This window comes from Streptomyces sp. NPDC031474, assembly GCF_055581185.1.
This window is the reverse complement of sequence record NZ_JBVIJX010000003.1, coordinates 135589-156726: the sequence shown is the minus strand read 5'-3', so window position 1 is coordinate 156726 and position 21138 is coordinate 135589. Positions and strand designations below refer to the sequence as shown.

Below are 21138 nucleotides of genomic sequence, written 5' to 3'. Positions count from 1 at the left end.
GCAGTGCCCCGAGACGGGCTGCTTGCCGACGTTCAGAACTGTAGGGAGACCCGGAACCATACGGTCCCTGACAATTGTCAGGGTCAGCCGCGGCCACCGAGCGGGTCAGCCCGGCCGGCGGACCTCGGACACGGCCGAAAACCGCTCGACGACCTCCACGACCCCTGCCCACGGTCCACCGCGCGGCATCGCGTGCAGGGCACCGGCCGGGTGGGCCATGGAGGCGCCGCGGAGACGCCCACAAGGCTGTGCGGGGCCGGGGCTGGCGGCACGCCTTGTGCGACTACCCGGATGAGTAGCTCCTGACTTGAGAAAACGTCCCGTGAGCTACTCGGTTGGGTGGTGACGGCCACCGCATTCGCGATGAATCTTGAAAGCGAAAACATTGGGGTCCGGCAACGGTGCCGGACCGTCCATGACGTGGGGAGAGCTGGGCTGTGTCCACGACCGTCGCTGCGGCCGGAGGCCGCGAATACCTCCTTGTCGTGTCCGCAGGCTCCGCCGTGGCACTGGACAGGGCGACGGCCGAGACCGCGGCCCGGCTGCGGCGGCTGCAGACGGAGAGTTTCCCCGACGCCGCCTACACCCTGGCCGTGGCGAGGAAGGCTCGCCCGTACCGAGTCGCGGTCGTGAGCCGGGACGCGCAGCAGGCCGCACAAGCGCTGGAGCAGTTGTCGGCCGGGGCCGGATGCGACGGCGCCCCCAGCACGGGGCAGCCGCTCGTGTTCGTCCTGCCCGCCGACATCCCGGACGCCGAGCGGCTGGCTGCCGAGGCGGCGCGGGTCCACCCGGGCTTCGCACGCCACCACGCGGCCTGCCGTCGCGCGGGTGCCCTGGACCACGGTCATGCCGGAGCTGTCTTCGCTTTCGCGTATGCCACGGTCCGCCTCTGGATGAGATGGGGACTGTCTCCTCGAACCGTGTACGCGACCGGAATGGGTCGACTCGCCGCCGAGGCGGCCGCGGAGTCCCTCACCCTGGGCCGGGCTGTCGCCCTGCTCGACTCCCCGCACGGTGTGCCGGACTCAGGCGAGGGCCGCCGACGCAGGGCACGCTTCACGGTGGAGCCCCTGGAAAGCGAAATGGACTTCCCCGACGACCCCCTCGTCCTGCGGCCCGATACCGGCACCCCCCTCGAAGCGCTGCGGAAGGCGTGGCTCGCGGGCGCGGAGGTCGACTGGACGGCGGTGTACGAGGGCGAGCGGCGGCGGCGCGTCAGGCTGCCGGCGCTCAACCGGGCGCCCGGGGCTGTGGAGTCCGGTCGGCAGGCCGATGCCACCGAGACGACCGCGACGGCCGTCGCCGACGAGCCGGAGTGGCCCTGGCCGCTGTCGGCTCCGACCGCGGCGGCACTCGCCCAGCAGGCCACCGAGCTGGCGGATCTGGTCGAGCGCGCTCCCGCGTGGTTCTCCCAGGGCCCGTCCGGGCTGCCGGACGCCGTCCGGACCGCCGCCCAGCCCGGGCATCCGCACCGCGCCGTGGTGCTGGGCCGCCGGCCGCAGGACTTCCTGCGCGGACTCACCGCCGTCGCGTCCGGCCGCCCCGACGCCGGCGTCGTGCGTGGCACCACGTCGGTGACCGACGGGCGGGTCGTGTTCGTGTACCCGGGGCACGGCTCCCAGTGGCAGGGCATGGCCGCGGACCTCTTCGATTCCAGCCCCGCGTTCCGGGAGGAGGCGGAGCGGTGCGCCGAGGCCTTCGCACCGCACCTCGACTGGTCCCTGACGGACGTGCTGCGCGACCGGCCGGGCGCGGCCTCGCTGGACCGGGTGGACGTGGCCCAACCGGCCCTCTTCACGGTCATGGCGTCACTCACGGCGTTGTGGCGCTCCTGGGGCGTGCACCCGGACGCTGTGATCGGGCACAGCATCGGCGACATGGTCGCCGGATACGTCAGCGGCGCGTTGTCGCTCCAGGACGCCGCCCTGGTGTCCGCGCGGGCGAGCAGGATCCAGCAGACCATCGCCGGCATGGGCGCCATGGCCTCGGTGGAGCTGCCGGCCGAGGCAGTACGGGAGCGTCTCGCCGCCTACGGGGGCCGGGTGGAGCTGGCCGCGGTCAACGGCCCGGACTGGGTGCTCGTCTCCGGTGACCGGGACGAGGTGCTGAGGTTCGTCGAGGACGTCCAGTCCGACGGCGCCTCGGCCCGCGTGGCCGGGGTGCCGCTGGCCGCGCACTCGGCGCACGTCGACCGCATCACCGACCGCATGATGCACGAACTGGCCTGCGTCGCGGCGGGGCCGACGACCATCCCGTTGCGTTCCTCCGTCACCGGTGCACTGCTGCGGGGCACCGAGCTCGGCGCCGCCCACTGGTGCCGAAGCCTGCGGGACCGCGTGGAGTTCGAGAGCGCCGTCCGCGCCCAGGTCGAGGACGGTTACCGGGTTTTCGTCGAGGTCAGCCCCCACCCCGTCCTGGTGATGGGGGTGAACGGCGTCCTGGAGGCGGCCGGAGTCGACGCCGAGGCGGTCGCCGTCGGCTCCCTGCGACGCGGACAGCGGAGCCGGCGCACACTGCTGGCCATGCTCTCCGAACTGTACGTGCGCGGTGCGGCGGTGGAGGGGGCCGAGCCGTTCGGTCGGAGCCGGCGGGCCGGCACCGCGGACACCGTCGACTCCGACGGTGACGCCGCGCCCGAGGACGAGGTCGAGGCCGCCGCTCCCCGGCGCGCGGCGGCCGCCGACGGTTCATCCGCCGCGACCGAGCGCGAACTCCTTGAGCTGGTCGGCGCCCATGTCGCCGCGCTCCTCGGCGCGGACGCACCGGAGACGGTGGACCCTGACTGGGCGGCCCGCTCGCTGGGTGCCCTCGGATTCACCTCCGCGCTCGCGGTGGAACTCAGGGACCGACTGGCGCGGGACACGGGCCTGCGGCTGCCTCGCACCCTGGTCTTCGACCACCCGGAACCGCGCGGCCTCTCCCGCCACCTCGCGGACGAACAGCGCCGCCGGGCAGGCGAGGCCCCCGTACCGGAGAGGGCGGCAGAGACCTCCGGCACGGGAACGAACACCGACGCCGGCACAGGAACAGACCGCGATGCCTTCGCCGTCATCGGCATGGCCGCCCACCTCCCCGGCGCCGGCGACCTCGACGAGTACTGGAATCTGCTCACCGGCGGCCGGGAGGCGATAGCGCGCCTCAGCGACGAGGAGCTCGCCGCCGCCAACGTCCACGCGTCCCTCATCCACGACCCGCGCTATGTGAAGGCGTACGGCGCGCTGTCCGGGGGAGAGCTGTTCGACGCCCCCTTCTTCGGCATGACCCCAGCCGAGGCCGAACTGACCGATCCGCAGCACCGGTTGTTCCTGCAGACCTGCCACGCCGCGCTGGAGCACGCCGGGTATGACGCCGCCCGTCCGCCCGGAGCCGTGGGCGTCTTCGGCGGCGCCGCCCCCAACACCTATTTCCACAACAACGTCCTCGGCGCCACGGACCGGACGTCCACCTCCCAGTCCTTCAGCGTCACGTTCGCCAACGACAAGGACTACCTGGCCACCCGCGTCGCCTACAAGCTGAACCTGACCGGCGCCAGCTACACCGTCCAGACCGCCTGCTCCACCTCACTGGTCGCCGTCCACCTGGCCTGCCAGGCGCTGCGCGGCGGTGAACTGGATCTCGTGCTCGCCGGCGGTGTGGCGCTGCGCGCGCCCCAGGCACAGGGCCACCTGTACGAGCAGGGCACGATCCTGTCGGCCGACGGGCACATCCGCGCCTTCGACGCCGACGCGAGCGGCACGGTCTTCGGTAACGGCGCCGGCGTGGTCGTCCTGAAACGGCTGTCCGACGCCGTACGGGATGGCGACACCGTGCACGCCGTGGTCCTCGGCACGGCCACCAACAACGACGGTGCGCAGAAGGTGAGTTACGCCGCGCCCTCGGGCCACGGCCAAGCCGAGGTGATCGCCCGTGCCCAGGCCGCCGCCGGCGTCGGCGCCAGAGCCATCAGCTACGTGGAGGCGCACGGCACGGGCACCAGGCTCGGCGACCCCGTCGAGGTCGACGCCCTCACCCGCGCCTTCCGCCGCACCACCGACGCCACCGGCTACTGCGCCATCGGCACGGTGAAGCCCAACATCGGTCACCTGGACGCCGCGGCGGGTGTTGCCGGTCTCATCAAGGTGGCGCTGATGCTGCGCCACCGGACCATCGTGCCCAGCATCAACTACGAACGCCCCAACCCCGCCATCGAGTTCGGGGAATCGCCGTTCCGTGTCGCCACGCGGCTGCGGTCGTGGACAGTGGAGGAGGGGCCGCTGCGGGCCGGCATCAGTTCCTTCGGTGTCGGAGGGACCAACGCCCACGCGGTCCTGGAGCAGGCACCCGAACGCGAGCCGTCCGGCCCGTCGCGTCCCGAGCAACTGCTGCTGCTGTCGGCCGCCACACCGTTCGCCCTCGACCACGTCACCGCCCGCCTTGCCGCGCACCTGCGCCTGGACCCCGACGTACCGCTCGCGGACGTCGCCCACACGCTCGCCGTCGGCCGCACCGCCCACCGCCACCGGCGGGCACTGCTGTGCCGGGACACCGACGACGCCGTACGCCTGCTGGAGGACACCTCCGGACACGGTGAGCACACGCGGCGCGCCGGACTCACTCCGCCCGCCGTCGTCCTCGCCCTCCCGGGGATCGATACGACGGACCCCGACGCACTCGCGACCACGGCTGTGCGATGGGCCGAGGAGAGGGCGTTCGCCGAGGCATACGAGGCCTGCACCGCCGCCGGAGCCCTGCGGCTCGGGGCGCCGGGGCGGGCTTTCGCCCTCCAGTACGCCCTGGCCGGCCTCTGGCAGGACTGGGGTCTGCTCCCCGAGACCTACTACGCCGAGGGCGTCGGGGAACTCGTCGCCGGTTGCCTCACCGGCAGGCATTCCCTCGGGCAGGCCCTCGCCGCGCTGGAGCGGGGGACCCGCTCCGAACCGGGTCCGCGCGTCCTGCCGTACGGCGATCTCGGCACCGCCCACGCCGGGGTCGTCCTCACGGCGGACGGGCGTACCTCTCCGCAGGCCGCCCTGCGGGAGGCCTGGCTGGCCGGTGCGGAGGTCGACTGGACGGCGTTCTACCGTGGGGAGCGGCGGCACCGGGTGCCCCTGCCGACGTACCCGTTCGAGGGGCGGCGCTACTGGCTGGAGCCAGTCGCGTCGGCCGCGCCGAGCGCGCCGGAGGTGCAGCCGGAGCCCGCTCCGGTGCCGGTGCCGGTGCCGGTCCCGGCTCGCCAGGAGATCGTCCTGAGCGGGGACGAGACGTACCTCGCCGACCACGTCGTGCACGGCGTTCACGTGCTGCCCGCGGCCGTCCACCTCGAACTGGCCCGCGCGGCGGGAGAGTCGGCGACGGGAGCACGGACCGGCTCGCTCCGGAACGTCGGCTTCAACCGCAAGCTCTCCTTCCGCGGCGACCCTCGTACCGTACGGATCACGCTCGAGCCCCGGGACACGGCCGTCCTGCGCTTCACCGTGACCGCCGACGGCGGGTCGGCGGCCGAACCTGGCGAACCGGCCTACGCGACCGGCGAGTTCGTCCCGGACGGCACCCCGCCCAGCCCGGAGCGCGTCGACCTCGACGAGGCCGGCGAACGCTGCCCGACCCGGCTCGCCCCCGACGCCTGCTACGCGTTGCTTCGGCGGCGCGGGCTGCTCCACGGCCCGAGCCTGCGCGCGCTCCGGGGCCTGGCCCACCGCGCGGGGGAGGAGGCCGTCGCCGAGATCGAGGTGCCCGCGTCCGCCGAGACCTCGCTGGCCGCCGGCGGTTTCGCCGGCCCCGGCACACTGCTGCTCCACCCGGCCCTGCTGGACGGGGCGCTCCAGGCAGCGGTGTGTCTGCTCGCGGCCTCGGACGAGGCGGACGGGAGCGGATATCTGCCGATGGGGATCGGCGAGCTGCGGCTCCTGGCCGACCCCGGCCGGCGGTGCGCCGTGCGGGTGACCCGCTCGGAGCGCGGCGCCCGGCGCGACCAAGTCGCCCATCTGGACCTGGAGTTGGTCAAGGAGGACGGCACGGTCGCCGTCCGGGTGACGGACCTCGTGCTGCGCCGCGTACCCGCCGCGTCGCCGCCACCCCCACAACCGGAGCCGGCGACCGCCTTCCTGCGCGCCCATTGGACTCCCGCGCTCCTCCCCGTCGACGCCGACGACATCGGCACCGGTCCCGTCCTGCTCCTCGCGGAGGCGGATGCCTGCCGCGAGGCCCTGGGCCGGGAGCTGCGGGACCGCGGTGACCGGGACACCCCGGTCGTACTGGCGCTGCCGGGCACCGGATTCCGCCGCGTCGACCGTCACACGTACGAAGTGGACGCCGCCCGACCCTCCTCCCTCGCCGACCTCCTGACGGCTCTGGACGCCGACGGGATCGCCCCGGGCCGGATCCTGCACGCCTGGAGCCTCACGGCAGATGCGTCGGACGCCTTCGGCGCAGGCCGGCTCGACACCGGCATCGGTTCCCTGTTCCACCTCACCAAAGCCCTGCTGGCCCGGCGCCCCGTCCGGCCGGTACGGCTGCTCTACCTCCACCCGCTGGACGCCGGCGGCGAAGCCGTGCCTGCCTACGCCGCGGTCGCCGCCTTCGCCCGCACCGCCCGGCTGGAGAACCCCGCCCTCGCCTACCGGGCGGCCGGCGTGGCAGCCGACGCCCTCGCCACCCAACTGCCGCTCCTTGTACGAGAGTTCGGAGCCGGCACCGGGCGGGAGCCCGAGATCCGGTACGTGGCGGGCATCCGCCTGGCCCGCCGCGACCGGGCCGTCGCGACACCGGCCGGCGCCGGACCGGCCGAATCACCCCTGCGCGAGCGCGGTGTGTACCTGATCACCGGCGGCACCGGAGGGCTCGGGCTGCTGCTCGCCGAGCACCTCGCCGCCCGGGTGCGGGCCCGTCTCGTCCTGGTGAGCCGCAGCGCCCCCGACGGGTCCGCGCGCGAGCGGATCGAGGCGCTGACCGCCTCCGGTGCGACGGTCCGTCACCTGCGGGCCGACGTCGGCCGCGAGGAGGACGTCCGGGGGATCGTGTCGGCGGTGACCGCCGAGCACGGCACGCTGCACGGCGTGATCCACGCGGCAGGGGTCCTGCGGGACTCCTTCCTGGTCGGCAAGACGGCACAGGAGCTGGAGACCGTACTCGCTCCCAAGGTCCACGGCACGGTCCACCTCGACCGGCTGACCGCCGGTCATCCCCTGGACTTCTTCGTGACGTTCTCGTCGGCCGTCGCGTCCTCGGGCAACGTCGGCCAGGCCGACTACGCCTACGCCAATGCCTTCCTCGACCACGCCATGACAGTGCGCGAACGCCTGGTGGCGGACGGACGGCGCAGCGGCCGGTCGCTGTCGATCGGCTGGCCGCTGTGGCAGGCCGGCGGCATGCGACCGGACGACACCTCGGCGGCCCTGCTGGAGAAGACGCTGGGATCCGCGGCCCTGCCCACCCCGGTCGGACTCGCCGCCTTCGAGACCGCCCTCACCCTGCGCGGTGGCGCGGTACGCGTCGCGCACACCGACTCCGGGACCGCGCCGACGACACCCGCACCCGCACCCGCACCCGCACCCGCACCCGAGGCCGTGGAGGCCCACGTCGTGACCGAGCCCGCCACGCCGTCCACCGCGGAGCCCGACCTGCGCGCCGTCGCCAGGGACCTGCTGCGCGCGCTGCTCGCCGCACAGACGAAGCTGGACCCCGCGGGCATCGACGCCGACACGCCACTGGACAGCTACGGCATCGACTCGCTGCTGATCGTCAAGCTCAACTCCGCTCTGGAGGAGAGCTTCGGGGAACTCTCCAAGACCCTCTTCTTCGAGTACACGACCCTCGACGAACTCGCCGACCACTTCGTCGCGGAGCAGGCGGACCGTCTGCGTGAACTCGCCCCGGCCGCGCAACCCGCACCCGCACCCGCACCCGCACCCGCACCCGCACCCGCACCCGCACCCGCACCCGCACCCGCACCCGTGACCGGCGCCGTGACCGGCGCCGTGCCCGCACCCGTGACCGAGGCCGACGCCGCGCCCGCGCAACCGCAGGTGTCCCTTCTCCGTGACGGCCGGCTCGCCCACGACACCTGCCCCGAGGACGCAGTCGCCATCATCGGCCTGAGCGGCCGTTACCCCCAGGCCGCCGACCTGGACGCCTTCTGGCAGAACCTGGTCGAGGGCCGTGACTGCGTGACCGAGGTGCCGGCGGAGCGCTGGGAGCACGGCCGCTACTTCCAGGAGGGCGAGCCCGCACCCGGCCGTGCGTACACGAAATGGGGCGCGTTCCTCGACGGCGTGGACCGGTTCGACCCGCTGTTCTTCGGCATCGCGCCGCGCGAGGCCGAGCTGATGGACCCGCAGGAGCGGCTGTTCCTGCAGACCGCGTGGCACGCGGTGGAGGACGCCGGCTACCGGCCCGCCGACCTCGCCGGACGCCCCGTCGCCGTCTTCGTCGGCGCGATGTACGCCGAGTACCAGCTCTACGGCGCCGAGCGCGTCCTGCGCGGTGAGGGACCGGTGCCCGCCTCGCTGCACGCCTCCATCGCCAACCGGGTGTCGTACGTACTGAACCTCACCGGCCCCAGCATGGCCGTCGACACGATGTGCTCCTCCTCCCTGACCGCGCTCCACCTGGCCTGCCGGAGCCTCGGCGACGGCGAGAGCGAACTGGCCCTGGCCGGTGGCGTCAACCTCTCCCTCCACCCGCACAAGTACGTCTACCTCAGCCAGGGCCGGTTCGCCTCGTCCGACGGCCGGTGCCGGTCCTTCGGCGACGGCGGCACCGGGTACGTGCCGGGCGAGGGCGTCGGCGCGGTGCTCCTCAAGCCGCTGCGCCGTGCCCTGGCCGACGGCGACCACATCCACGGTGTGATCGTCGGCCACGCCGTCAACCACGGCGGCCGTACGAACGGCTACACCGTCCCGAACCCCAACGCCCAGCAGCGCGTCGTCGAACAGGCCCTGCGCCAGGCCGGTGTCTCCCCCCGCGACCTGGGCTGCGTCGAGGCGCACGGCACCGGCACCTCGCTCGGCGACCCGATCGAGATCACCGGGCTGCGCAAGGCCTTCGAGGCGGTCGAGCGGGACGCCGCCCACCGAAAGGGCGACGGCCCGGACACGCAGTACTGCCCGATCGGCTCGCTGAAGTCGAACATCGGTCATCTGGAGGCCGCCGCGGGCATCGCAGGGCTCACCAAGGTGCTGCTCCAGATGCGGCACGGCCGGCTGGTGCCCTCCCTGCACTCCGAACACCCCAACCCGAACATCGACTTCGCCCGCTCCCCGTTCCGGGTGCAGCGCGCGGGGGCCGACTGGCCGGCCCCCGCCGACGCGCCTCGCCGGGCCGCGCTGAGCTCCTTCGGCGCGGGCGGTTCCAACGCCCACGTCGTCGTCTCCGAGGCACCGGCGACGACCCCCGCGGCCGACCGGGCCGCTGTCGCACAGCGCACCGCGCGTCCACTGCTGTACGTGCTGTCCGCCCGGGACGAGGAGCGGCTGCGCGTCCACGCCGGCCGCCTCGCCCGCTTCCTGCACACCGCCCATGTCGACCTCGGCGATGTGGCGCACACGCTGTTGTGGGGCCGCGAGCCGATGGCCGAGCGACTGGCCGTGGTCACCGACGAAGGTGCCGCCCTCGCCGCCGCCCTGACCGCCTTCGCCGAGGGCGCCGCCGTCCCGGCCGGCTTGTGGCACGGTCGCGCCGGCGCACGGCAGGGGACCTTCGCACCGGACACCGATCCCCTCACACAGGCCGGCCGGTGGGTCGCCGGAGCGGACCCCGAAGGGTCCCCCGTCGCCCCGCCCGCCGGCGCCCGCACGCCGCGCCGGGTCCCGCTCCCCGGGTACCCGTTCGCCGAAGAGCGGTACTGGCTGGGCGACGCCCTGACCGCCCGCCCGGCCACCGCACCCGGCGCGGCGTTCCTCCACCCGCTGCTGCACGCCAACGAGTCCACCCTCACGGAGACCAGGTTCCGCACGACCCTGCGCCGCGACGACGCCCTGCTCGCCGACCACGAAGTGGCCGGCCGCCGGCTGCTGGCCGGAACCGCGCTCCTGGAGATGACCCGCGCCGCCGTCGAACGCGCCGCCGGCCGGGCTCCCGGACGGCTGCGTGACGTGGTGTGGGGACGGCCGGTCGAGGTCGTGGCCGCCACCCTCGACGTCTACGTCGCGCTCCGCGCCGAGGGTGGCGCGGACACCACCGACTCCGGTGCCGCCGTGGCGTTCGAGGTGTACAGCCGGACGGACGACGGCGGACGCGTCACCCACGTACGCGGCACCGCCGTCACCACGGCCCCCGCCCCCGCCGGACCGCCACGGGACATCGAGGGGACGCGCCGTCGCTGCGGTGTCACCCGCAGCGCCGCCGAGACCTACGACGACTACCGGCGGGCCGGTTTCCACTACGGCCCCTCCTTCCAGGTGACGCGGGAGGTACGGATCGGCACCGACGAGGTGCTGGTCGAGGCGCAGCTGTCCGAACAGGAGCTGTCCCAGGGCGACTTCGTGCTGCCGCCCACCCTGCTCGACGGCCTGCTCCGGTCCGTGCACTGGATGAACCGGCACACCGCGCCGAGCGCCGACGACCTGGTCGTGCCCTTCTCCCTCGGCGAGATCGACATCCTCAGACCGCTCCCGCCGGTCTGCCTCGCCCACGCCGTGCCTGCGGCCGGCGGCGGGGCACGGGCTACGGCCGTACAGCGGTTCGACGTGGTGATCACCGACGAGAACGGGACGGAGGCCGTCCGCATCCGCGACTTCGCCGGACGCGTCCTTGGCACCACCCCGGCGACCTCCGCGTCCCCGGCCGGCGAACCGCTGTTCTACGAGTTCGGATGGGAGCCCCGGGCCCTGCCGCCGACAGCCACCGGCCCGGACGGGCGTGCGGCGGACACTTTGCTCGCCCTCACCCCCGATCCCGAGCAGGTCCGGCAGCTCGCCCGCACCGGAGGCTGGTCCCGGGTGGTCCAGGTGTCCTCCGGCGACCGCTACGGCACCGACGGCGCGGACGCGTACGTCCTGGACCCCGCCGCCCCCGACCACTTCCGGCGCCTGCTGGCCGACGTCACCGGTCACGGCGCCCGCCCCGCCCCGGACGTCGTCCACCTGTGGGACCTGGCCGCCCCCGGTCCCACCGATGAATACGCCCTGCCGGACGCCGCGTTCACCACCGGACTGTTTCCGCTGCTGTACCTGCTCCACGCGGCCCGCGACGGCGGCCACGACACCCTGCGCGTCCTGTACGCGCACACCGGGCGCCCCGAACAGGAGACCCTCATCGGCCTGGCCCGGGCCGCCGAGGGCGGACGGCCGCGGCTGTGGTTCCGCGCGGTACGCCACGACGCTCCAGTCCCGTCGGCCGGGGAACTCGCCCGCACGGTGGCGGCCGAGTTCGCGGCCGGCCCCGCGCGGCGGACGGCCGAACTCCGCCGTGACGCCGACGGCCGACGCCTGGAGCGCGTGGCGCGCCGGGCGGCGTCAGTGCCGGCGACCGGGGCCGGCGCCGTCCCTCTGCGGGAGCGCGGGGTCTACCTCATCACCGGCGGAGGCGGAGGCATCGGCCTGGTCTTCGCCCGCCACCTCGCCGAGCGGTACCGGGCCCGGCTGGTGCTGATGAACCGCCGCCCCCTCGCCGACGCCGCCCGCGCCGAGGTCGACCGGCTCATCGCGCTGGGTGCCGACGTCCTGACGGTGCGCGGTGACGTCGCGGACGCCGATGACGTGCGGCGGGCCCTGGCCGAGACCCGGCAGCGGTTCGGACGGCTCGACGGGGTCTTCCACGCCGCCGGAACCTTCGACCCGACTCCGGTGCACGGTGCCGACCGGACCCGCTTCGAAACGGTCCTCGCGGCCAAGACCCATGGCACCGTCCATCTGGACGTCCTCACCAGGGACGAACCTCTCGACCTCTTCGTGCTCTTCTCGTCCGTCTCCGGCGCGCTCGGCGACTTCGGCGCCGGCAGCTACGCCGCCGCCAACCGTTTCCTCGACGCCTACGCCGGCACCCGCGCGCAGTGGGTGCGCGAGGGGCGGCGGCACGGCCGCACCCTGTCGCTCGCCTGGCCGCTGTGGGCGGTCGGCGGAGTCGACTCCGCGCTGGATCCCGGTGAGGTCGAGCGCTACCGGGCCGCCACCGGGATGCGCCCGCTCACCGCCGACGAAGGCATCGAACTGTTCGAGCAGGCCTGGACCCACGAGGCACCGCTGCTGCTGCCGGCCGTCGCCGACGCGGCCGCTGCCGACCGGGCGCTCGGAATCGATGACACCGGCGCCCGCGAGTCCGCCGTACCGGAACCGGATCCGCGGCCGGCCGGGGAACCCGCCCCCGTCGTGGGTGCCCTGCGCTCCCGGGTGGTGGAGCACGTCCGCTCCCGCCTCGCCGGTGTGCTGCGGCTCGCCCCAGCCAGGCTGGACGGGCGGACCGAACTCGACTCCTACGGGCTGGACTCGGTGATGGTCATGGAGGCCAACACCCTGCTGGGTCGGGACTTCCCCGGACTGCCCGGCACTCTGTTCTTCGAGTACCGCACCGTAGAGGAGGTCGCCGACTTCCTGATACGCGAGCACTCCGGGACGGTGGCCCGGCGCTTCGGCGAACACGAGCCACGGGAGGCCGAAGGACCGGTGGTGACCGGACCCGGTCAGCCCCCCGCCCCGGTTCCGGCCGTGTCCCCCGCCCCGCGGCGCGCCTCCGTCACCGCCCGTGTCACTCCGTCCCCGGCCGGTCACGGCCTCCGCCCCACCGCCGACGAGCCCATCGCGATCATCGGGATGAGCGGGCGCTATCCCAAGGCCCGGGACCTGGACGAGTTCTGGGAGAACCTCCGCGCCGGGCGCGACTGCGTCACCGAGGTGCCGACCGACCGTTGGGACTCCGACGCCCTGTTCGACCCGGACCCCAGGGCAGCGGGCCGCAGCTACAGTCGCTGGGGCGGGTTCCTCGACGACGTCGACGCCTTCGACTCGCTCTTCTTCCGGCTCTCCCCGGCCCAGGCCAAGGTCATGGACCCGCAGGAGCGGCTCTTCCTGGAGACCGCCTGGTCCGCCCTGGAGGACGCGGGGTATCCGCTCGACGCCCTGCCCCGGCCGCGTTTCGGCGCCGAGGGCCGTGACGTCGGCGTGTTCGTCGGGGTGATGTGGGGCGACTACGCGGTGCTCGCCGCCGAGGAGTCCTTCCGGGGCAACCCCGTCACCGTCCTCGCCAACCGTTCCTCGATCGCCAACCACGTGTCGTACTTCGGGGACTTCCGGGGCCCCAGCCTCGTGGTGGACACCGCGTGCTCCTCCTCCCTGGTCGCTCTGCACCTGGCCTGCGAGAGCATCCGCCGGGGCGAGTGCGGCCTGGCGATCGCGGGCGGGGTGAACGTGGCGGTGCACCCGGACAAGTACGTGCACCTCAGCCGGATGACCATGCTCGCCAAGGACGGCCGATGCCGGTCGTTCGGCGACGGCGGCAGCGGCTACGTACCCGGCGAGGGCGTGGGCGCGGTGTTGCTCAAGCGGCTGTCGCAGGCCGAGGCGGACGGCGACCGCATCCACGCCGTGATCCGCTCGACCGTCGTCAACCACGGCGGGCGCACCAGCGGACTCACCGTGCCCAACCCGCGTGCCCAGCAGGCGCTGATCGAGGAGGCCCTGCATCGGGCCGGCGTCGACGCCCGCACGATCGGCTGCGTCGAGGCGCACGGCACCGGCACCGCGCTCGGCGACCCCATCGAACACACAGGGCTGGAGCGGGCGTTCCGCACCCACACCGAGGATCAAGGCTTCTGCGCCCTCGGCTCGGTCAAGTCGGTGATCGGCCACCTCGAGGGCGCGGCGGGCATCGCCGGACTCACCAAGGCGGTCCTGCAGTTGCGGCACGGTCAGCTCGTCCCGTCGCTGCACGCACGGGACTTGAACCCGGTCATCGACTTCACCGCCTCCCCGTTCCGGGTGCAGCGCGAACTCGCCGACTGGCGGGCGCCCGCCGACGGTCCCCGCCGGGCCGCCGTCAGCTCCTTCGGCGCGGGCGGCGCCAACGCCCACGTGGTCGTCGAGGAGTACGTCGCCGCCGGGGCCGAGGACCGCCCCGCCGACCCGGACGCCGGCCGCCCCGAACTGCTGACACTGTCCGCCCGGACGGAGGACCGGCTGCGCGCCCAAGCGGCCCGGCTGGCCGCCTTCCTGCGCCGGGAACGCGATGCCCACCGGCCCCCCGCGCTCGCCGACGTGGCCCACACCCTGCTCGCGGGCCGGGAGGCCATGGCCGAAAGGCTGGCGGTCACCGTGTACGGCCTCGACGAGGCGGTGGACGTCCTGGAGGCGTTCGCCCGCGACGAGGCCGGAGACCGGGTCGTCCGGGGCGGAGCCGGGGCCGACGCGGCCGTCAGCGACCTGCTCACGGGGATCGCGGAGGGGCGTGACCTGGCGTACGCCCTGGCGGCCTCGGGCGACCTCGACCGGCTCGGCCGACTGTGGGTGTCGGGGATGTCCCTGGACGCGGCCGTGCTCCAGCGGGGACGGGGCCGCACCGCACACAGGATCACCCTGCCGACCTACCCGTTCGAGCGCCGACGGCACTGGCTCACCCCTCGCCGGGACGAACCGGCGGGATCCGCCGGGGAAACCGGGGAAAGGGTGCGTCCGGCGGTGGGCCTCGCGCGTTCCCCCGGTGAACCGGGTGTGCGCCGACGCACCCTGGACCCCGCCGACCCGGTCCTGCGCGACCACCTGGTGCGCGGCCGGAGCATCCTGCCCGGAGTCGCCCACCTCGACCTGGTGTTCTCCGAGCTGCCCGGCCCGCCCCGCGCACTGCGCGACGTGCGCTGGCGCACGCCCGTCGTCGTCGACGGCACCGCGGCCGAACTGGTCCTGAGCACCCGGCAGGACGGCGAGGCCGTACGCTACGAGATCCACGGCGGCGGCGATGTCCTGCACTCCGAGGGCGTCCTGACCGAGCCGGACACGTCGGACGGCGCGAGTGTGTCCGTCGAGGCCGTTCGGGAACGCTGCCGGGCTGCCCGAACCGGCGACGAGCTGTACGCCGATCTCGCGGGACGCGGGCTGGGCTACGGCCCCTACTTCCGGATCGTCGAGCGGCTGTGGACGGGCGACGGAGAGGCGCTGGCCCGGCTCAGTCTGCCGTCGGCCCACCGCGCTCCCGGCGGACGGCACGCCCTGCACCCGGGCATGGCGGACGCCGCGCTGCACACCATCGCCGGTCTGCTCGGACCCGACGACGGTGTTCTGATGCCCTTCTCCGCCGACGAGGTACACCTGCTGCGGCAGGTGCCGGCCGACGGCTGGGCGCATGTGACCGCGCTGGGCGGACACCGATACGACGTCGCGCTCCTGGACGACACCGGCCAGGTCTGTGTGCGCTTCCGCGACGTGGCCTGCCGCCCGGTCCCCGTGGAGCGCGGCGAGGAGACGGACGCGGCGCATGACTCGTTCGCGTACCGGCCGCGCTGGGTGCCCGCCCCACTGCCCGCCCCGCTGCCCGGCCGCACCCCCACCGGCGGCCGGACCGTTCTCCTCAGTGCTCCCGAGTCGGCGCGGGACCTGGCCCTCACGCTCGGCCGGGTGCACCAAGACCTGGGCGACGAGGTCCGCCATCTGTGGCGGTCGGCCGACGACACGGACACACCCGCGGCCACCGGGCAGCCCGTCCCGGACCTGGTGTACTTCCTCGCCGGTACCGAAGAGATCACCGAACACGGCACGGCGCCGGCCGCTGAGGCCCGCGCCGAGGTCGTGGCCCTCCACCGCCTCGTCCGGGGCCTGCCGCCACGGGGCGCGGAGTCCCGCCTGAAGGTCGTCACCGTGGGTGCCCTGCCGCTGTGCGAGGACGAGCCGTCGCGGCCCTGGTCGGCCGGGCTGTGGGGCTACTGCTCCGTACTGGACAAGGAGTACCCCGCGCTGCGGACCGCGTATGTCGACCTGCGGGGCGACGAGGCCGCCGACCTCGCCGCGCAGGTCGTCGCGGAACCGTTCGCCGCCCGCGTCCGCGCGGTGTCGCTGCGCGGCGGAGTGCGCCGCACCCTGCACCTCGAACCCGTCGACCTGCCCGCGCCGGCCGAGAGCGGCATCCGCTTCCGCGACCAAGGCGTGTATCTGATCCTCGGCGGGCTGGGCGCCATCGGCCTCGACACCGCGCACCACCTGGCCCGCACCCGCCGGGCGCGGCTCGTCCTCCTCGGCCGCACCGCTCCCAACGCGCGGCAAGCGGCGCGGATCGCCGAGATCGAGCGCGCCGGCGGGGAGGTGCTGCACCTGGTGTGCGACGCGACCGACCCGGTGGCCCTGCGCGAGGCCGTCGTCCGTGCCAAGGAGCGGTTCGGCGTGCTGCACGGTGTCATCCACTCCGCGATGGTCCTCGGCGCCACGCCCGTGCGAGACCTCGACGAGCACGCCCTGGACACCGCCCTGGCCGGCAAGACCGACACGACGTGGAACCTCGCCCGGGCGGTGCGGGACGAGCCATTGGACTTCCTGCTCCTGTACTCGTCCGGCGTCTCCTTCGCCGGCAACAACGGCCAGGCGGGATACGCGGCGGGCTGTGCCTTCGCGGACTCCCTCGCCCGCCACCTCTCCCGCACGGCCCGCCATCCGGTGCGCATCCTGAACTGGGGCTACTGGCACGCCGGCGGGGACCCTGAGAGGGAGGAGATCCTGCGTCGGCTGGTGGCCGCCGGGATCCGGCCGATCGGCGCCCGCGAGGGCATGGACACACTGGAGCGTTTCCTCGCCTCCGGACTGCCGCAGATCCTGGCCACCAGGGCCACCGAGCCGATCCTTCGCGCCCTCGGCGCCGACCCGGCCGTACGCGTCCGTTCGCTGCCCACCTCACCGCTCCCCGTGACCGCCGCCGTCGAGCCGCCGCGAATCGACGAGAGCGGGCGGCGGACGGTCGGGGAGCAGCTCGAGGACTCGCGGGCGCTGGACCGGCTCGGCCGGGTCCTGCTGCTGGCCGCGTGGCAGCGAGCGGGCGTCCTGTGTCACGCCGGGGAACGCCGTACCGTCGCCGAGTTGCGCGGCGCGCTGGGCGTGGTGGACCGCCACGAGCGCCTGTACGGCGTGCTGCTGGAACTGCTTGTCTCGGCCGGGTTCGTCCGCCGCGACGGGGACGGGATCGTCGCCCTGCCCGTGGTGGAGGAAGAGGAAGCGCGACTCGCCCTGGCCGACCCCGGCGCCGTGCGCGGGCGGCTGCCGTCCGGCCGGCCCTGGACCGCCGCCGTGGCCGACCTGCTGCTGCGCTGCACGCGGGAACTGCCGGACGTCCTGGCCGGCCGTACCGACGCCACCGAAGTGCTCTTCCCCGGCGGATCGCTCGACGCCGTGGGCGCCGTCTACCGCGGCAACGCCGTCATCGACGGGATCGGCGCCCACCTGGCGGCCGTGGTGGGCCGGTACGCCGCCGAGCGGCTGGCCGCCGATCCGGGCGCGCGGATCCGGGTACTGGAGGTCGGGGCCGGCACCGGCGGCACCACGCGCGACGTGCTGGCCGCGCTCGCGCCCTACGCCGGACGGGTGGAGTACACCTACACCGACGTCTCCGCAGGGTTCGTCCGGCACGGCTCGCAACTGTTCGCGGACAGCCACCCGTTCACGGACTTCCGGGTCCTCGACATCGAGACCGGCCCCGAGACACAGGGCTTCGCGCCGGGCGCGTTCGACATCGTGCTGGGCACCAACGTCTTCCACGCCACCCGGCGCATCCACCGCACCGTCGAGCACGTGAAGTCCCTGCTGCGGCCGAACGGGCTGTTCCTCGCCAGCGAGGGGACCCGGGCCGATCACGCGATGACGCTCGTCTTCGGGCTGACCGACGGCTGGTGGGCCTTCGAGGACCCGGAGCACCGGATCCCCGGCACCCCGCTGCTGAGCGCTGCGGCCTGGCGCGACGTGATGACCGACTGCGGCTTCCGGCACGCCGTCACCCACGGTCTGCCGCAGGAGGGTCCCGCCGTCCAGAGCCTGGTCGCGGCCGTCAGCGACGGCCTCGTCGTCCACCGGGACACGGCTCCCGCGAACGGGCGGGCGGACACCGCCGCCCCGGCGCCGCCGGGCCGTCGCACCCCGAGCGACACGGCGGCCCCCGCCTCCGACCGGTACGCGGCCGCCGAAGAGCTGGTACGAGGGGTCTTCGCCCGCGTGTTGGAGATGGCGCCGGACCAGCTCGATCCGGACGCGACCTTCGAAACGTATGGCATCGACTCCCTGGTGGTGCTGCAGCTGAACACCGCGCTGGAGGAGCACGTGGGCCGGGTGCCGACGACGCTGCTGTTCGAGCAGATCACCATCGGCCGGCTCGCCCGCTGGCTCCTCGCCGAGCGACCGGACGCCGTGGGTGACACGAAGCCCGAACCGGGGGTTCGGGTGCCGATGCCGCCACAGGAGCCGGTGGCCGCAGACCTGGAGCACATGATCGACGCCCTGTCCGACGGTCAGGTCGAGGAACTGCTGCGGGCGCTCAAGCCCACCGACCGGGGTGCGGCGCCGCACCACGCGGCGGCGAACGGAACGGCGGTCACCGAATGAGTGCACAAGAAGCAGGAACGCGGATCGGGGCGGTGTCCGGAGTGGGGCAGATCTCCGGGGGGTTCGAGGAACCGGCGACTCTCGGAGAATGCACAGCTACCACCGGTAACTCATTTAAGATTAAGGTAACTTCGCCACTTACTCCCTTACCAGTGGAGCCCGCGACGCCATGCGAGACGTTCATTTCCCCGCACTTCGGCGAAATGGCCTCGTCCCCGGACGAACTCCGCGACGCCATGCAGGGTAGTCGGCCGCTGCGAGGCAGACACAGGGAGGCCGAAGTCCTGCGGACGGCACTGTCCGAGGCGGCCGCAGGGCAGGGCGGCACAGCGCTGGTCCTCGGCCCGCGCGGGTACGGCAAGACCCGCCTCGTGCAGGAGGTCGGCCGGACCGCCGAGGAGAACGGGTTCGTCGTCGTGTCCTTCGGCTCGGAGGACTTCGGGGACGAGCCGGACCTCCCCGACCGGCCGGTCCTGGCCGTCCTGGACGACACCCTGCTGAGTGCGGATCCGGAGGTGTTCGCCCGGATGCGGGCGACGCTGGCGCGGCGCCAGGGCCGGCCCTGGTTCAGCCTGATCACCCTGTGCAGCGGCACCTACGGCCTCGAAGGCCACCGGTTCGTCTCCGGTCTGGAAGAGGCCGGGTGCACCCGCATCGAACTCCAGGGACTCGGCCGCGACGCGATCCGGGACGTCATCACGGACATTCTCGGCGCACCGCCGGACGCCGGCCTGCTCAAGCTCGCCGACGACGCGGCCGGCAACCCGCTGCTCGCGGTGTCCCTGGCGCAGGGGCTGCTGGAGGACGGCCAGGTGACGATCAGAGGGGGCCTGGCGGTGTACGACCACACCGCCGTGCCAAGCCGGCTGCGCACCACGGTGACCTGCATGCTCAACGAACTCGACCACGACACACAGCAGTTGGTGCGGACCGCCGCCGCCCTCGGCCCCGCTTGCAGCGTCGACAGCCTCGTCGCCGTGTTCACCGGGTCCGCCGCCCGGCTCGCCGCCAGCGTTCAGCAGGCCATCGACGCCAAAATCATCGAACGCCGGGGCGACGAACTCGGTTTCTGCTACGAGTTGGTCCGCTGGGTCATCGCCGAGACGACCCCGCCCCCCGTACGGCAGAAGGTGTTCGAGGAGGCCGCGTCGGCGTTGCGCGGCGGCCTCGACCGGCCCCCGCAGCGGGTCGGGCCCCGCACGGCCGCACCCCTCGCGGAGCGTTCCGCCGGCCCCGAGCACACCGCCGACGCGGACCCGACGGTCGCCCTGCCCCGCCGTATCCAGCTGTGCTTACTGGAGGGCCGGATGGACGAGGCCCACGACCTCGCCATTTCCCTCCTCGGCGCCAGCCGCCCGTTCGGAGACACCGCCGCCCGGGTCCTGGCCCTGCTGGTCCTCGCCGCCTGCGCACGGCTCGGCGGGCAGCCCTCCGTGTCCCTGCGGCGTGGCCGTGAGGCCGCGTCACTCGCCCTGGCCATGCGGGACCGCGGCGCGTTCGCCCGCCTGGCACCCCTCGCCGCCCTGGAACTGTCCCTGCTCGGCGAGACCGAGATACCCCGGTGGCTCCTGGAATCCGCCGACTACCCTCTGCCCTCCCACTCGGACGCCAAGGAACCGACGGCGGACCTCTTCTCGGGTCTCGCCCGCACCAGGCTCCTGCTCCGGTGGGGGGAGGCCTCCCTGGCCGCCCAGGCCGCCGAGGACATCACCGACGCGGTCAACGCCGCGGGACTCAGGGAGGCACTGCCCCTGTGCTGGGCCGTCCAGGCCCAGGCCGCGCTACGCTCCGGACAGGCGGCCGGCGCGGAGCGGCTGGTGGCGCGCTACAAGTGGAACGAGTCGACGGGCGCCATGTCCGGCACCCCTCTGCCCGACTGGGTCGCCCTGCAGGTGGCGACGCAGCGGCAGGGACCGGTGTACGGGACCGAGCTGCTGCTCGGCCGCTACGCCCACCTCATCTCCACCCCGGCGCTGTTCATCGAGGAGCCCGGAGCCGCGCCCTGGATGGTGCGCACCGCGCTCGCGGCCGGCGCCGCCAGGCTGGCCCGGGACGTGGCGTCCGAGGTGCGCCGGCTCGCCGACGCCAACTCCGACTTCGCGCCCGTCGCCGCCTCGGCCCTCCATGCCGAGGGGCTGTGGCGGCGGGACCCGGAGCTGCTCGGGCGCGCCGACCGGGAACACCGCGACCCCTGGGCCGCCGCCTCGGCGGTCGAGGATCTCATCGGCCTGCTGGCGAGCGTGGACGCACCGAACCGTCTCGCCGTCGAACTGGGACTGGCCAGGGCCCGTCACCAGTACGAGAAGGCGGGCGACCTGTCCGGCGCCGAACGCACCCGCCGCACCCTCGCCGGGCTGGGTCCGCTGTCCGCGCAGACACCCGAGCCGCGCGCCACCGGGAACCAGCCCCTGCTGTCAGGTTCCGAACGGGCGGTGGCCGAACTCGTGGTCCAGGGAATGACCAACCGGCAGGTCGCGGAACAGCTCGACCTGTCACCCAACACTGTCAATTTCCATCTCCGCAACGTCTACCGCAAGTTCGGCATCGGTTCCCGAGTGGAACTCGCCCGGCTCTACCAAGGCGCGCCCCCGACGGACACCGTGCGGTGGTGACCGCGCGCGCCTGAGCGCACCCCGCTCCCCTCCGGCAGGCCGATGGCCGG

2 protein-coding genes are annotated in these 21138 nt (G+C 74.1%); both read left to right on the top strand.

The genetic code is table 11. The features are described 5' to 3' along the window. Positions 1 to 437: 437 nt before the first annotated feature. A complete protein-coding gene (locus ACZ5SK_RS06120) occupies positions 438 to 18476 on the top strand; it encodes an SDR family NAD(P)-dependent oxidoreductase (RefSeq protein ID WP_468575435.1) in 18039 nt (6012 codons plus the stop codon). A gap of 203 nt (positions 18477 to 18679) precedes the next feature. Then, the gene (locus tag ACZ5SK_RS06115) at positions 18680 to 21088 is read left to right on the top strand and encodes a LuxR C-terminal-related transcriptional regulator (RefSeq protein ID WP_334581864.1); all 2409 of its coding nucleotides are present in this window, start codon (positions 18680 to 18682) and stop codon (positions 21086 to 21088) included. Positions 21089 to 21138 lie beyond the last annotated feature (50 nt).